Raw genomic sequence first — 16,076 nt, forward strand, 5'->3', positions numbered from 1 at the left:
TTTCAACAACATATAAGTATTCACTTTATATTATAGCACAAAACAACCATAAAAGCAATATTGGAGTGGAGTGCAAAAGTTATTCGCCGTTTGCGATGATCTTTATAGTCCAAAAACAAAAAGAGCGGCCGCCACATCGTGACGAACCGCCCTTTGGGGAAAATTTACTTGTTAGCGAAATATCTGTCATAAAGACCCTTGAAGCCACATCCGTGTCTTGCCTCGTCCTTTGCCATTTCGTGAACTGTGTCGTGAATAGCGTCGTAACCAAGCTCCTTAGCTCTTCTTGCAAGCTTCATCTTGCCCTCGCAAGCTCCGTTCTCTGCCATATATCTAAGCTCAAGGTTTCTCTTTGTGGAAGGCGTTACTACCTCGCCAAGAAGCTCTGCAAACTTAGCAGCGTGCTCAGCCTCTTCATATGCTGCCTTCTCGTAGTAAAGACCAACCTCAGGATAACCCTCTCTGTATGCAACTCTTGCCATTGCAAGATACATACCAACTTCTGAACATTCACCGTTGAAGTTCTCTCTCAGTCCTGCTACTACCTCTTCGTCAAGACCCTCTGCAACGCCTACCTTGTGCTCATCAGCCCAAGTAAGCTTCTCTTCTTCTACTTTATTGAACTTTTCAGCAGGTGCGTGGCACAATGGACATTCCTTTGGTGCAGCCTCGCCCTCATAAACATAACCGCATACTGAACATACAAACTTTGACATAATTACGTCCTCCTTTTTAAGACTTTTTTCGTTTTATTCGTTACTTTAATTATCGGCAAATTTCCTGCCAACATCTTCTCAAACGCCCTATCTTAGGCGTTTCCAGCAGCTTTCCCCTTGCTGTGATTAAAGTATACCACATCGGTACACATTTGTCAATAGATTAGCCTTGCCTAACAATACAAAATTAATGTAAAATTTCTCGCCGATATTTTGGCTATTTTGACGAATATGATAAAAGAGACAAAAACGCAAAAAAGGGCGACCATAAAAGCCGCCCGTGTTATTCAAAAAAGCTGGTAACAGACGGGCGAACGCTGTTCGCCCCTACAAAAACGTAATTTGTAGGGGAAAATTGTTGTTCGACAAGGCTCACAACAATTTGCGTCCTCGACGTCCCACTTGTTTAAGTTCTCATTTTTATGGCTACCAAACGCCATATGTATCCAATTTATTTCTGTCCGTAATAAGCATTTTTGCCGTGCTTTCTGAGGAAGTGCTTGTCAAGAAGTTCCTGCTGCATATGACCGATCTCGGGGTTCATCATCATTGCGTGGAAGTTCATAAACGCCGCCTCTTCAAGCACAACAGCATTGTGAACAGCCTCCGCTGCGTCCTTGCCCCAAGTGAATGGGCCGTGGCTCTTTACCAAAACTGCCGGTATCTGCGTGGGGTCAAGTCCATTGAACGCCTCGATTATTACCGTGCCTGTCTCCTTTTCGTATTCCCCTGCGATCTCCTCGGGAGTCATGGCCCTTGTGCAAGGTATCTCGCCGTAAAAATAATCTGCGTGAGTTGTTCCCATAGGGATAACGCCCTTGCCTGCCTGCGCAAAGGAAGTCGCCCAACGGCTGTGCGTGTGAACAATTCCGCCGATGTCAAACGCCTTGTAAAGCTCGATGTGCGTCGGGGTGTCGCTGGAAGGCTTGTACCTGCCCTCAACTACCTTGCCCGTCTCAATGTCAACTACAACCATATCATCGGCTTTCATACCCTCATAAGGCACGCCCGACGGCTTTATAACAAGAGTTTCGCTCGCCCTGTCAACGGCGGAAACATTTCCCCAAGTGAATGTTACAAGATTATATTTAGGCAGAAGCAGATTTGCTTCAAGCACCTGCTGTTTTAATTCTTCAAGCATAAAATTTTCTCCTCTCAACAATTTAAAAAGCAAATATTACATCAAACAGCTTGCGATAAATGAGACGTCGAGGACGCAAATTGTTGTGAGCCTTGTTGAACAACAATTTTCCCCTACAAACAACGTAAATGCGTTTTGTAGGGGCGAACATCGTTCGCCCGTTGGTTTTGTATTCGTCGCAACTACAAAATTGTCTCTTTTATCAGAACTGCGCCGCTCTCTGCGCTTCAAGTCCGTTCTTGTATCTCTCAAGGAACTTGTCATAACCATTTTTAGCCTCAGCATTCGGCTGAGCCGTGACCGCTTCCATATCTGCAAAGACCTTTTTGTCAAGGAACTCAGAAAGGCTCTCGCCTTGTGAAAGCTCCATATACGCCGCAAGAAGTGCCATTCCCCAAGCGCCGCCCTCGCCTGCCGTTGTCATAACCGAAACAGGGGTGTAAAGTGCGTCCGCCATAAGCTGCGAAGCCACTCCGCTGACCTTGAAAAGTCCGCCGTGACCTGTTATCTTTTCAGCCGTCACATTCTCCTTGTCAAAAAGTATATCCATTCCGATCTTCAGCGCAGAAAATGCGGAATAAAGCTGCGCTCTGAAAAAGTTTCCGAGAGTAAGCTTGCTGTCGGGGGTGCGAAAATACATCGGCCTGCCCTCTTCAAGCTTTATAACAGGCTCGCCAGAAAGACAGTTGTACGCCGTCACACCGCCGCAAGAGCTGTCCGCTTCCATTGCGTTGCGATAGAGCATTTCATAAAGGCTGCTCTTGTCGATATTGTTGCCTGTCAGCGCCGCAAATTCGCCGAACATATTCACCCAGCCGTCAAGCTCTGAACAACAGTTGTTGCAATGAACCATCGCAACAGGAGAGCCGTCTGGTGTTGTAACAACGTCTATCTCCTCGTAAACGCCTTTAAGCGGTTTGTCCAGCACCAGCATTGCGAATATCGAAGTGCCTGCGGAGATATTTCCCGTGCGCTTTGAAATGCTGTTCGTTGCCACCATTCCCGTGCCTGCGTCGCCCTCCGGCGGACAAACCGCCGCACCTGCTTTGAGTTTTCCGCTTGGGTCGAGGAACTTTGCGCCCTCTTCCGTCAAAAATGCGCCCTTGTCGCCTGCATTTCTCACCGCAGGGAGAATATTTTCTATCTTGCCTGCAAAGCCCTTGTCAGAAAGCGCCTTATCCATAAGCTTGACATATTCGCTCTTATACCCAATGCCATCGACAGGGAAAATTCCCGAAGCCTCGCCAACGCCAACTTCAAAGCGGCCTGTCAAAAGCTTGTGAACATAGCCTGCAAGGGTGTTGATATAAGCGATATGGACGACGTGAGGCTCTTTGTTGAGCACAGCTTGATAAAGGTGGGCAATGCTCCAGCGCTGAGGGATATTGAAGCCGAAAAGCTCCGTAAGCTCCTTTGCGGCCTCTGCGGTCATAGTATTTCGCCAAGTTCTAAACGGCACAAGCAGTCTGTCGCTGCTGTCAAAAGCCATATAGCCGTGCATCATTGCGGATATTCCGATAGCGCCGAAAGTTTCGGGATAAACGCCGAACTTTTCATTTACATTCTCTGCAAGGTCTTTATAGCAAGCCTGCACGCCGTTTTTGATATCCTCAAGAGAATAAGTCCAGCAGCCGTTTTCAAATCGGTTCTCCCATTGATGAGAACCTGTCGCCATAGGCGCAAGGTCGCTTCCCACCAGCACGGCCTTTATCCTCGTTGAGCCGAACTCGATACCGAGATAAGTTTTTCCCTGCAAAATACTATCCTTTGCGGTCATTATCAAGCGCTCCTTTTTTATTTTTTTATTATGTGTTTATATTTTTCTCTATGATTATATTTTGTCTTGTTAAAAACGTAACTAGTAGGGGGCGAACAGCGTTCGCCCGTCGGTTTACCACTTTTTCAACAATTTGAATTTTCTATTGTTTATGTTATATTTTATCACACTTTCGGCAACATTTCAATAAGCCCCGAAGGACCTATCCTATCTTGATCTTAACAGTCGCAACGGAACATTTCGGCAGATCAAGTTCAAATCCGCTTTCGATGAGAGCTGCACTATGTTCCTTTATAACGACCTTATCGCCGTTGTCAAAGTCGTTATAGTCTCTCACATCGCCGTGAAGAATTTTGCACTTGATATCGCCGCCCTTTACCGCTGGGATATCGCAGCTTATATGTGCGTCCTCGTCGATAGAGCAGTTTGCGATCGTGATGGTGAGAATGCCGTCCTTTATGGAAGCGGACTGTGATATCATCGGAATTTTATCCCCAGCGGTGATATTATCAACGTGGCTGTAACAAAGCTCTCCGCCCTGATGTGATTTGAACAGATCAAAGACGTGATAAGTCGGTGTCTTGACCATTTTCTCGCCCTCGGTAAGGATAAGCGCCTGCAAAACATTGACCGCCTGCGCAAGGTTCGCCATTACGACCTTATCGCTATGCAAATTGAAAATATTGAGGTTGCAAGCCGCCACGATAGCGTCACGCATAGTGTTCTGCTGATAGAGGAATCCGGGGTTCGTGCCGGGCTCGACGTCATACCAGCAGCCCCACTCGTCGACGATAAGACCTATCTTATTTTCCGGGTCACGGCGGGACATTATCTCAGCGTGGCGGCGGATAAGCTCGTCCATAAAGAGGGTTTTTGAAATGGTCTCGTAATACTCCTGATCGGAGAACTCAGTTGCGCTGCCCTTTTTGCTCCAATCGCCTGTTGGCAGAGTGTAATAGTGGAGAGATATAGCCTTTGTATGCCACTCGCCGAGGTTTGACATTACAACGTCCGTCCAATTATAGTCGTTAGCATTCGGGCCGCAAGCTACTTTAAAAAGCTCGTTGCCGCTGAAATTTTTGCAGAAGGTCTGATATTTTCTGTACTCGTCGCAGTAATACTCGGGTCTCATCGAACCGCCGCAGCCCCAGCTTTCGTTGCCGATACCAATGTACTTGAGCTTCCAAGGCTTTTCTCTGCCATTTTTTCGTCTGAGGTCAGCCATAGGAGAAACGCCGTCGAAGGTGATATACTCGATCCATTCGGAGAGCTCCTGAACAGTACCGCTGCCGAGATTTCCTGCGAGGTAAGGTTCGCAGCCGATCTCCTCGCAGAGGTCAAAGAACTCGTGAGTGCCGAAAGAGTTATCCTCAGTCACGCCGCCCCAGTTAGTATTGACCATTTTCTTCCTCTGCGACTTTTCGCCGATACCGTCTTTCCAATGGTACTCATCGGCAAAGCAGCCGCCCGGCCAGCGAAGTACAGGCATTTTGATATTTTTGAACGCCTCGATAACGTCATTTCTCACGCCTTTGGTATTAGGAATAGCTGAATTTTCGCCCACATACATACCATTATATATACATCTGCCCAAATGCTCGGAGAAATGTCCGTATATTTCGGGGTCGATATGCGATCTTTTATCCTTTGTATTTACTAGCATTGATATTTGTTTCATACTTTTCACCTTTCTTGATTTTCTTATATGTTTGCTTGTTACTGGTCGTTACGTTTGCGTGTCGCAAAATCGCTGCTCTAGTTTTTTGTTCAAGTGCAGATTCGGACTTTTGGAACTTTCCAATTCAAAAATCATCGCCAACGGCGATACCTTCATTCCTCATTCCTCATTAACATTGTATCACTTGACAAAAAAACAGCAATGATATATCATATTATTATACTGACCTATCCTACGAATTTGTCTCAGAAAGGTGATATCTATGCTCCTCCACGCTCTCGGTATCAATTATAGCCACGATGGCGCTTTCTCCATCCGCCGCCCCAACGGTTCGGGCGATAATCTCTTGCTGATCTTCAAGTCCAAAGCCGTCGTCCGTCTCGGAAATAACGAGTATACCGTTTCTCCCGACAGCGCTATATTATATGAAAAAGGCTCTCCCCAAATATATCGTGCCTGCGCAGGCTTCTACATAAACCATTGGGTGCACTTCGACTGCGATGACCATTTCACCCAAAAGTCAGAACTTCCCTATAATACGATTTTCACTCTCTCCGATGTCTCCAAAGCTGAGGATATCCTCTCCGTCATAAGCCGCCTCAGCCTTTCCGACAGCCCCGTCAAGGACGACTATATCGAGCTTATGCTAAAAATGCTCGTCCTGCGCCTTGGCGAGGAATTTTCACGCCGTGAGCAAGACCAGCCAACCAAAAAGAACCACTACGCCGAAGCCCTCGAAAAGCTTCGTGCGGAGATTTACAGCACCCCTGCCGCTCAGCGCAGCATTGCCCATATGGCGAAAGGGCTGAATATTTCCCCCTCACATTTTCAGTATCTTTACACCGCACAATTCGGCGTAAGCTGCTATGAGGATATCCTCTGCGCACGAATGAAAAATGCCGAATATTACCTACTCAGCACCGATATGACCGTGAAAAATGTCGCCGCCATTTGCGGTTATGAAAACGACGTCCACTTTATGCGCCAATTCAAACGCCGCTATGATATGACCCCCTCACAATTTCGTCAGCAGAATAAGAAACCATAAAAAGGCGGCCTGTGAAAATTTCAAGGTCGCCTTTTGGATCGTCTAAAAATATGTAGCTTAACTTGTAGGGGCGACCTTCGGTCGCCCGATCATTGTTCCACGTGGAACAATTGTTTTAATTCAACTTACTATCCCTGTTCTTGTCAAACATTCTGTAATATTGCACGGTCTCATAGGTATTCAGAATATCCTTATGTTCCTCTTCGATCTCATTGATAGCGTACCAATTGCCCTCGGCGGTCTTATAGCCGTATGAGCTTATTATGGGTATCTGCTGGCGGATAACGTCAAGCTCCTGCTGATATCTCGACTTCGGCAGACCTGCGGCGTCCATTACTTCGTTGGAAAGATAGTTAAGGCTGATATCCTCGATAGTTTTCGCTTCAAGACCCTTGTTGCTCCATATTATAAACGGGGTCTGGCGGAGACGTGAATAATCTTCCGTGGAAAGCAGGGCAACGTCATTGCCGTAAAGGTGCTCTGTGAAATTGATAATATGCGGATAATGGTCGCCGAACATTACGATTATAACTTCGTCGTCTCTGTCACGGAAATAGTCCACCAACTCGCCCAGCGCCTTGTCCGACTGATAGATCGAATTGAGATACTGCAAAGCTTCGGGGTCGTTATAGTCCTCAAAGGTTATCTCGCTCGGAACTGAATCGGCATTGTCATATGGGCCGTGGTTCTGCATTGTGGCAGTCCAAACAAAATATGGGTTATCCTTGTGATTTTCATACTGCGCCTCGATATAATGGAAAAGCGTTTCGTCTGACATATTGTCGTTTATATACTGAACGTTTGAGATATTGTTCTGACAGTTGAAGATCTTCTCCTTGAACTGCAAATTTTCATACGCTCCGCCGATATTCCAAAGCCCCTCTGTGCAAGGCGATACGGCTTGGGTGAAATAGCCAAGCTCGTTGAGCCAAGTAACAAGGCCGTTTTGCTTTTCGTCAAGATACTGGGTGAAAACTGCGCTTCCCGACGGCAAAAAGCCAAGGGTATTGCCCGTCAAAAATTCGTATTCCGAATTGCAGGAATAGCCGCCGTATGCGGAAACGGAAACATATCCGCTTATGCTTTCCGACTGGAGCTTGTGATAATTCGGCATATAATCTTTGTTGGTCTTAAATTCTGCGATATGCTCAAAATCCGCAAAGGATTCGTTCATAATTGCGATGATAGTGGGCTTTTTATCCGACTTTTCCGTATCGAACTGAGTGAGGATATCCTCAGCTTTTTCTGTGGAATAGCCGTCGGGCTTTGAAACACGGTTGAACATTCCGTCAAAGCAGAACATAAGGTCATAGCCAACAGTCGCATAAGTATCGGCATTTTCTGCGCCGGAGAAATTCAGCCTTATGTAGCGGTTTTTTATGCCGAGATCGTATGCAAAGCTGCCGCCGTAATAAATTATGGCAACGCCGAGGGCAAGTCCGCCGCAGGAAATAAGCTTTGTGGGGATACTCTTCTTTTGGAAGTTTGTTGTCACGATGAGGTAAAGCGTGCAGGCAAAATTCACCACAGCGAAAACGGGCATTGCGGCGATAGGAAATTCGTACATCCCCGTGACTTCCGAGACTGTGGAAAGATTTGCAAGGTCAGCAAATTGGATAGGATTTCCTCTGAAATACATTATATAATACTGCAAAACTGCATAAAGCGTGAAAAATCCGCTTACAATACCGAACCAAGCGTGGGGCTTTGGGAAGAGAATTATTCCAACAAGATAAAACAGCCAGCACAGCAGAATTCCCAGCAGGATATAAATCACATTTGCCTTTGGAAAGTAGGAAAACATAACGAAATCGGGCAATAGATAGGAATTTACTGCCAGCAACACAGAAGCTATAAATGGGTCAGCCCTGCCTATGGCTGGGGTCGTGTCGCCGCTATCGCTATCGGCGCTTTTTCGCCGTTTGCGCATATCTTTTCGCAGTAGTATAAACCTTGAAAGTGTAAAAACTATGCCGATATCGGCGACGCAGGCTGCGCCCAGAGCAATATTTCTTGTAAACGAGTCAAAGCCGTCGCTGTCCATATAGACCCTCACAAGGGTTATCACCGTGCCGATAAGAATTATTGTGAGCATACCGAACACAAAGGACAGGTTTTGCCTGCCGTTTTGGGTGTCAAATTTGTCGAAGAGCTTTCTAAAGCGGCTTTTTGGCTTTGTCTCTGCCTTGGTACTTTCTGCTATTTCGTTTTTCTCCATTTTTATATCTTCTTTCTTTTTTTCTATATTTATTTGCTATAATTTTTTACAACACCTTTACATTATATCACAGGATATTTGATTTTTCAATAGCTTTTATAGCCAAATATATACTATGACCTTTGTTTATAATTTTATGGTCTGTTTTTTATCTCCAAAGTTCACAATTAATTTACCCACAGGGGGCTGGGATATCGAAATTGCCCTTGAAAAAGCTTGTGCAACGTGTTATAATGATTATGTATTTGATTTCAATTGAAAGATCATTAAATTTATTACAGGAAAAGAGGTATAATATATGTCACACGAGAAGATACTTGTGCTTGACTTCGGCGGACAGTACAATCAGCTCATCGCAAGACGTGTCAGAGATCATCACGTTTATGCTGAGATAAAGAGCTTTGAGACGCCTATCGAAGAGATCAAGGCACAGGGCTACAAGGGCATAATCTTCACTGGCGGCCCGAACTCCGTTTATGATATGAGCTCTCCCCACTATGACAAGGCTATCCTCGATCTTGGCATACCTGTTCTTGGCATATGCTATGGCTGTCAGCTTATTTCGTGGATGTGCGACGGAAAGGTCGAGAGCTGCGTAAAGAGCGAATACGGCAAGATCGAGATCACAGCTGACAAGGGTTCAAAGCTTTTCAAGGACGTTCCTGAAAAGAGCGTTGTATGGATGAGTCACACGGACTATATCAGCGTAGCTCCAGAGGGCTTTGTTATCACGTCACATTCTGAGGACTGTCCTTGCGCTTCAATGGAAAATGCTGAGAAGAAGATATACGCAGTTCAGTTCCACCCGGAGGTAACGCACAGCGAATACGGCAAGGTGATACTGAAAAACTTCCTTTACGAAGTTTGCGGCTGCAAGGGCGACTGGGTAATGGACAACTTTATTGAGAACACAGTTGCGAAGCTCAGAGAGCAGATCGGCGACAAGAAGGTCGTACTTGGACTTTCGGGCGGTGTTGACTCATCGGTTGCGGCAGGACTTATCAGCCGTGCGGTAGGAAAGCAGCTCACCTGCGTATTTGTCGATCAGGGACTTATGAGGAAAGACGAGGGAGACTTTGTTGAGGAGACTTTCACGAGACTTTTCGATATGAGATTTGTAAGGGTAAACTGTCAGAAGCAGTTTTTGGAGAAGCTCAAGGGCATATCCGACCCTGAGGAGAAGAGAAAGACTATCGGCACAGAGTTCTACAAGGTATTTTGGGACAAGATAAGAGAAGAAGCAGACGGCGGATTTTTCGCACAGGGTACGATCTATCCCGATCGTATCGAGAGCGGAAAGGGCGACGCTGCGACCATAAAGACGCATCACAATCAGGTAAAGATGCCTGAGGACATCAACTTTGACGGCGTTATCGAGCCATTGGGCGATCTTTTCAAGGACGAAGTAAGAAAAGTCGGCGAGAAGCTTGGCATACCGAAGGAGCTTGTATGGCGTCAGCCGTTCCCGGGTCCTGGACTTGGCGTAAGAATTATTGGCGAGATCACAGAGGACAAGATCAAGGTATTGCAGGAAGCGGACGCAGTATTCCGTGATGAGATCAAGAAGAGCGGACTTGAGGACACGCTCAGCCAGTTCTTTGCGGTACTTCCAGACGTACAGACCGTTGGCGTAATGGGCGATCACAGGACATACGATCATCTTATAGCGATCAGAGCCATCACGACAGACGACTTTATGACGGCTGACTGGGCAAGGATACCATACGATGTACTTGCAAGGATATCCAACAGAATAACCAACGAAGTTGACCACGTCAACAGAGTAGTTTATGATATTACTTCAAAGCCGCCAGGAACGGTGGAGTGGGAATAAAAAACAAGACTTCAAAAATGCCGAATTTACGCCATTTTTAAAGCCTTAAAATCTCAGTGATAACAATTTGATAACAGGAAGTAAAACTGAAATGTTCTGCATTTCAGGCGGTTTACAGGTCACGCCACTCTTTCGAGGGTTCATGTTTACCGCAGTCATCGGTCGTTTTCGGCCAGTTAAGCTTCCATTCTGTATATTCGGCCTTGCTGATCTTACCGTCAGCAAGGTCTTTTTTTCGTCTCTGCCACTCCGCAAAGAAGTCGTTCAGAAGAATAGAGCCGAAAATAATGCCCTTACGTTTGTTTCCGTCCTCATCTGTACAGTCCTCAACGCTGATCGGGTAATGTTCGTCCAGTTCAAAGAGCATCATCATAACGCCCTCCGCTCCGAGAATTTCATCATCAGCAAGGAAACGAGGGTTTATATCAAGCACCTCGGCAAGCCGTTCCACAAGTGCTTGTTTTGGTGTACGAGTGCCTGATTCGTACTGTGCGATGCGGACATCGGCGGATTTCTCATCAAATCCGACAGACTTACCGAGCTGCTTCTGTGTCATTCCACGGAAATCACGGATACGGTGTATTTTATCTCCCATTATACTCATGGTGGTTTACTCCTTATAATATCGTTCTGTTAGTAGAATCATTATAACATATATGTTTAAGTCAGTCAAGAGATACTAAGGCAATACCGCACAAAGAGCGTCTGGCGACTTTGCACGCCATCTGCTTGCAAATTTCTCGTCATATTTCACAAAAATGCTCGTGAATACATCCAGTATTCACTCCGCTTTTTGTTTCATCTGACGAAAAATTTGACGACGCATCTGTCGCACAATCTTTGTGCGGTATTGCCCTAAACAAAAAAATTTAGAAAATACGCAAAAGTGTCTTGACAAAAGCAAATTTGTTTAGTATAATGTAATTAAGCAAAAATGTTTAGAACAGATTTTGCGAATACAGAACACAGAAAGGAACAAATGTATATGTCAGAAAAATTTATTCGTGCAGAGGAAGTTGCTGAGGTTATGGAGATCTCTGTTGCCTATGCGTACAAAATCATTCGTAAACTCAATCAGGAACTTTCCGACAAAGGGTTTATCACAGTAACAGGCAGAGTGAACCGTGAGTACTTTAACGAGCGAGTGTACTCGGTGAACCCTCCCAAAAAGAAAGCTGGTGAGGAATAATGCCCGTATATAAGGATAAAAACGGCACTTGGTATGCTATGGTTCGTTATGAGGACTGGCAGGGGGAGCGAAAACAAAAGTGCAAGCGTGGCTTTGTTACCAAACGTGAGGCACAGAACTGGGAGCGAAGATTTCTGCTTCAGGCAAACAGTGACCTTGATATGCTGTTTAAGGACTTCTACAAGCTGTATGAACAGGATATGAGATCTCGCTTGAAACAGAATACATGGGAACATAAGGCACACGTCATTCAGTCGAAAATCCTCCCTTATTTCGGGGATAAACCGATGAAGGATATTCTGGCGAGAGATGTGCTTTCGTGGCAGAATGAACTGCTTCGTCACCGTGACAAAAACGGAAAGCCCTATTCGGAAACATATTTGAAGAATCTGCACAATCAGCTTTCCTGTATCTTTAACCATGCGGTTCGCTACTATGATCTTGGCGTAAACCCAGCTGCCAAAGCTGGAAGTATTGGCGTAAAGAATGCCAAAGAGATGAACTTCTGGACAAAGGACGAATATATGCAGTTTTCTGAGGTCATGATGGACAAACCAGTTTCGTTTTATGCCTTTGAAATGCTGTATTGGTGCGGTATCCGTCTTGGCGAACTGTTGGCTCTCACACCAGAGGACTTTGATTTCCAGAATCGAAAGCTCCGCATTAACAAGTCCTATCAGCGTATCAAGGGGCAGGACGTTATTACAGAGCCGAAAACCAAGAAAAGCAACCGTACCATTGAAATGCCTGATTTTCTTTGTGAGGAGATGCAGGACTATCTCCGTATGCTTTACGATCAGAAATCAGATGAGCGTATTTTCACAATATCCAAGAGTTATTTGCATCACGAGATGGACAGAGGGGTAAAAGAAACGGGTTTGAAGCGTATCCGTATCCATGATCTGCGTCACAGCCATGTTTCGCTTCTGATCGAACTTGGGTTTTCGGCTGTTGCTATTGCAGATCGTGTGGGACATGAGAGCATTGAGATCACATACCGCTATGCATATCTGTTTCCGTCGAAACAGGCGGAAATGGCGAATAAACTCAGTGAGTTGAAGAAAGGAGATAACGCAAATGTCAGCGAAAAACCTTGACAGCAAAGGCAGATTTCGTTCCAGAACCATCGGATTTCGGGTATCTCCCGAAGAAGAAAAGCTGATAAATTCAGCAGTGGCACTTTCAGGACTGACCAAACAGGACTACATCGTAAAAAGGCTTCTCTGCCGTGATGTGGTGGTGCAGGGCAATCCGAGAGTGTATAAAGCTCTGAAAAATCAGCTTGCGGAAGTGCTTTCAGAATTGCAGAGAATAGAAAATAGTTCTGTAAGTGATGAACTTCTTGAAACGATACGACTCATCAACACTACATTAAATGGAATGAAAGGAGAATCCTGATGTCAGAAGAAAAAGAAATGACCGCTCCGAACGTATCTATTGGCGTAGATACGGAGCAGTCATCCATAAAACAAACTACTAATAGTATATCAAATCGTGATGTAAATTTCAACCCCTTTGACGAATTTTTCAAGAAAATTGATCCGTCATACATGAAAACAGTCACGATGCAGGAACTGTATCAGGATATTTACAGCAAGAAACCGCCTGTTATTGAGGGCTTGCTCTATCAAGGTACTTATCTGTTTGTCGGTTCACCTAAGATCGGCAAAAGCTTCTTTATGGCACAGCTTGCCTATCATGTCAGCACAGGTACTCCGCTTTGGGACTATCCTGTGAAAAAGGGTACGGTTCTCTACCTTGCACTGGAAGATGATTACAGACGATTGCAGGAACGAATGTACCGAATGTTCGGAACGGACAGTACGGAAAACTTGTACTTTTCCGTATCGTCCAAACCGCTTGGAAATGGTCTGACCGATCAGCTGAGCGGTTTTATCCGAGAACACCCTGACACAACGCTTGTGATTATTGATACACTTCAAAAAATCCGTGAGGTGGACAGTGATTCTTACAGCTATGCCAAAGATTACGAGATCATCAATCAGCTGAAACAGTTCTCTGACAGTTGGGGAATATGTCTGCTGTTAGTTCATCATACGAGAAAGCAAAAGTCATCTGATAACTTCGACATGATCTCAGGAACAAATGGGTTACTTGGCTGTGCAGACGGAGCATTTATGCTTTACAAGGAAAACAGGACTTCCAATAAGGCAACACTTGAAATTTCAGGCCGTGATCAGCAAGATCAGAAAATCCATCTTATTCGTGATGAAGAAAAACTCTGCTGGAATTTTGAAAAAGCAGAAACAGAGCTTTGGAAAGAACCTCCCGAACCGTTGCTGGAATGTATCGCCAATCTTGTAACAGAAGAAAATCCGACTTGGCAGGGTACAGCGACTGAACTGATAGAAAAGCTTGGACTTGATATGAAGCCGAATGTGGTTTCGCTGAAACTCAATGTCAATGCAGGCAGATTGATGAATGATTATAGCATTCGATACACGAATAAGCGTAACCACAGCGGACGCATGATTTTCTTTTCTTTGTTATCAAAAGAGTAAATTTCAAGTGGTTGGCGTGTCAGTCCGTGACGGTCGTGACGATGTTTTGTGAGCGGTGTAATCATCGTCACCATCGTCACACATCGTCACGGCGTTGACGGTTTATCCGCCGTTCAAGCCTCGCAGAGCCCCGATAGTATTTTTGATAGTCCGTAAGGCTGTCGAAAGTGCTATGGGGTTACCGGCGGCATTCCGCAGGTAACTCGGCTCTCCGAGCCGTTCGGTTTGCCGATCTCCGTATCGTTGCAAGCCAATTGCCCGTCAGGGCTTTGCGTCAGCAATCCCCTCATCAGAGGATTCAAATATAGAAACAAAGGAGACTATTATGAGTACAAAGACTATCTCGATGTGTCAGGGGAAAGGCAGCCTGTCACATAACAATCGGGATTTCACTGCCAAGAATATTGACAGCTCACGCACTGCGGATAACATTGTTTTTGTTCAGCAGGAACTGGGCGAAGCATACCATCAGCTTTTTGGCGAAGCGGCAGAGAGATATAACGCTCGTCAGAAAAGAAAGGATCGCAATATCAATGACTACTTTCAGCACCTGTTCAGCCGTGAACCAAGTGCAAGCGTTATCACAGGGACAAACAAGCAAAAGAGCTTTTATGAGGACTTAGTTCAGATCGGCACAAAAGATGATACAGGTGTCGGTACTCCCGATGCGGAGATCGCTGTTGCCTGTTTACGGGAGTACATGGAGGGCTTTTCAGAAAGAAATCCGAATTTCTATGTGTTCAATGCTGTGATGCACCTCGATGAAGCTACGCCGCATTTACACATCGACTATATCCCCGTCGGACATTTCGACAGAGGGCTTGATACCCGAAATGCTATGGCGAAAGCTCTCGAAGAAATGGGACACGGCAAAGGTGCAAATGCGATCAACCGCTGGCGGTTAGCGGAATGGGAAGTCCTGCACCAGATATGTACTGCTCATGGTATTGAGATCTCAGAGCCGAAGAAGTCCAGAGGGTACAGCTATACGGTTGAGGAATACGGCAAGCATCAAGACGAAATTAGGCGGCTGAACGAAGAAAAGGAGCAGGCTCTTTCTGAGCGTGACGAAGCCCGTGCGGAGCTTGACAAGGCAGCTAAGAAGAAGGTCAAACTCTATGAGATCGAGGGCATTGAAGCCAAGGAGTCGATGTTTGGAAAGAAAGTTACTCTCACAAAAGAGGATTATGACAAGCTCAGCGACACGGCAAAGAAGTATGTGGCAATGGTCAAGACCAACAAGAAGCTCAGATCCGAGCATGACACGGCAGTGCAGGAGCGTGATAAGCTGAAAAAGCAGTTGTCGGCTGTTTCCTCGGAGCTTGCCGCTTACAAGAAAGCTGAAAAGGAAAAGGCTCTTTTCACCCGTGAGAAGCTGAACAAGGAAGCAAAGCGTATCAGCCGTGAGGACGAGCTTTCACGCAAACTAAAAAAGGCTGAGGCTTTTATTTCTGCCTGCGGGTTGAGTTCCGATTTTCAGCAGTTTAGATACAACAGCACTTCAAGAAAGAACGTGCTGGAATAAAGGAGGGCTATATTATGATTATCAGAAGTAAAGATAAAATTTCGGTGAACGGCAAAAACAAGTCGGTCTGGGTACTGGATACCAATGCACTTACCGTTACACACGATGCAGCTGATGCTGAGCCAACAGTAACGGCATTCCATTCTGAGCATATCAAGTATCACCTGCACTATTCGGCGGAGTACCGCAAGGACAGACTGAGAAAACTTGTAAATAGCGGTGAGATCCTGAGCTATCTGACCGAACTGGATAAGTCTGTGGAAAATGCTCTGGAAAGACAGGTTGAAAAGTGGAAAGCTGACGATAAGGAATATCAGCAGGCACTTGCTGTTGGTGATCTCTGCAAAGCTCAAGGTTTGGAGAATATGTTTAGGTTGTGTGCAAGAGAGGCGGTGTATGCGGATTTGGTGTATGTATGATTTAATTAT

General features: G+C 45.5%; 14 protein-coding genes. 8 read left to right on the top strand and 6 right to left on the bottom strand.

Features of this window, described 5'->3' with window-relative positions; genetic code table 11:
- Positions 1-164: 164 nt before the first annotated feature.
- The 4 genes from QZ371_RS00710 to QZ371_RS00725 form a co-directional block, all read right to left on the bottom strand.
- Complete coding sequence (locus QZ371_RS00710; RefSeq protein WP_295207588.1) at positions 165-716, bottom strand: NADH peroxidase; 552 nt, start codon at positions 714-716, stop codon at positions 165-167.
- Positions 717-1,167: 451 nt separating this feature from the next.
- Entirely contained in the window at positions 1,168-1,857 is a 690-nt protein-coding gene (araD, locus tag QZ371_RS00715) for an L-ribulose-5-phosphate 4-epimerase (protein WP_295207590.1), read from the bottom strand.
- A gap of 202 nt (positions 1,858-2,059) precedes the next feature.
- Positions 2,060-3,634: an FGGY-family carbohydrate kinase gene (locus QZ371_RS00720; protein ID WP_295207593.1), complete on the bottom strand. Its 1,575-nt coding sequence runs from the start codon at positions 3,632-3,634 to the stop codon at positions 2,060-2,062.
- A gap of 202 nt (positions 3,635-3,836) precedes the next feature.
- Complete coding sequence (locus QZ371_RS00725) at positions 3,837-5,312, bottom strand: alpha-L-arabinofuranosidase C-terminal domain-containing protein (protein ID WP_295207596.1); 1,476 nt, start codon at positions 5,310-5,312, stop codon at positions 3,837-3,839.
- Positions 5,313-5,574: 262 nt separating this feature from the next.
- Here QZ371_RS00725 and QZ371_RS00730 point away from each other — a divergent pair, with 262 nt between their 5' ends.
- Positions 5,575-6,360, top strand: a complete 786-nt coding sequence (locus tag QZ371_RS00730; RefSeq protein WP_295207599.1) for an AraC family transcriptional regulator — start codon at positions 5,575-5,577, stop codon at positions 6,358-6,360.
- A gap of 115 nt (positions 6,361-6,475) precedes the next feature.
- On the opposite strand, the gene QZ371_RS00735 is transcribed toward QZ371_RS00730, so the two are convergent.
- Entirely contained in the window at positions 6,476-8,578 is a 2,103-nt protein-coding gene (locus QZ371_RS00735) for an LTA synthase family protein (RefSeq protein ID WP_295207601.1), read from the bottom strand.
- Positions 8,579-8,876: 298 nt separating this feature from the next.
- On the opposite strand from QZ371_RS00735, the gene guaA reads away from it, so the two are divergent.
- The gene (guaA, locus tag QZ371_RS00740) at positions 8,877-10,412 is read left to right on the top strand and encodes a glutamine-hydrolyzing GMP synthase (RefSeq protein WP_295207604.1); all 1,536 of its coding nucleotides are present in this window, start codon (positions 8,877-8,879) and stop codon (positions 10,410-10,412) included.
- A 112-nt stretch (positions 10,413-10,524) separates the two neighbouring features.
- On the opposite strand, the gene QZ371_RS00745 is transcribed toward guaA, so the two are convergent.
- A complete protein-coding gene (locus tag QZ371_RS00745; protein WP_295207607.1) occupies positions 10,525-11,016 on the bottom strand; it encodes a helix-turn-helix transcriptional regulator in 492 nt (163 codons plus the stop codon).
- 381 nt (positions 11,017-11,397) lie between these two features.
- Between QZ371_RS00745 and QZ371_RS00750 the strand changes: the two genes are divergently transcribed.
- The 6 genes from QZ371_RS00750 (at position 11,398) to QZ371_RS00775 (ending at position 16,067) form a co-directional block, all read left to right on the top strand.
- Positions 11,398-11,601, top strand: coding sequence for a transcriptional regulator (locus QZ371_RS00750; protein ID WP_040646623.1), 204 nt, complete (start codon positions 11,398-11,400; stop codon positions 11,599-11,601).
- Positions 11,601-12,698, top strand: a complete 1,098-nt coding sequence (locus QZ371_RS00755) for a site-specific integrase (protein ID WP_295207612.1) — start codon at positions 11,601-11,603, stop codon at positions 12,696-12,698. The genes QZ371_RS00750 and QZ371_RS00755 overlap by 1 nt, the downstream gene beginning before the upstream one ends.
- Positions 12,679-12,999, top strand: a complete 321-nt coding sequence (locus QZ371_RS00760) for a hypothetical protein (RefSeq protein WP_021680835.1) — start codon at positions 12,679-12,681, stop codon at positions 12,997-12,999. Before QZ371_RS00755 ends, QZ371_RS00760 begins: the two co-directional genes overlap by 20 nt.
- Complete coding sequence (locus QZ371_RS00765) at positions 12,999-14,123, top strand: AAA family ATPase (RefSeq protein WP_276689219.1); 1,125 nt, start codon at positions 12,999-13,001, stop codon at positions 14,121-14,123. The genes QZ371_RS00760 and QZ371_RS00765 overlap by 1 nt, the downstream gene beginning before the upstream one ends.
- 325 nt (positions 14,124-14,448) lie before the next feature.
- Positions 14,449-15,648: a plasmid recombination protein gene (locus tag QZ371_RS00770; RefSeq protein WP_295207617.1), complete on the top strand. Its 1,200-nt coding sequence runs from the start codon at positions 14,449-14,451 to the stop codon at positions 15,646-15,648.
- Between the two features lie 14 nt (positions 15,649-15,662).
- Positions 15,663-16,067 carry a hypothetical protein gene (locus tag QZ371_RS00775; RefSeq protein ID WP_295207620.1) on the top strand — a complete coding sequence of 135 codons (405 nt, stop codon included), beginning with the start codon at positions 15,663-15,665 and terminating at the stop codon, positions 16,065-16,067.
- The last annotated feature ends 9 nt before the right edge of the window (positions 16,068-16,076 follow it).

Origin of the sequence: Ruminococcus sp. (assembly GCF_019423705.1) — a bacterium.
In the GTDB taxonomy this organism is placed as follows: domain Bacteria; phylum Bacillota; class Clostridia; order Oscillospirales; family Ruminococcaceae; genus Hominimerdicola.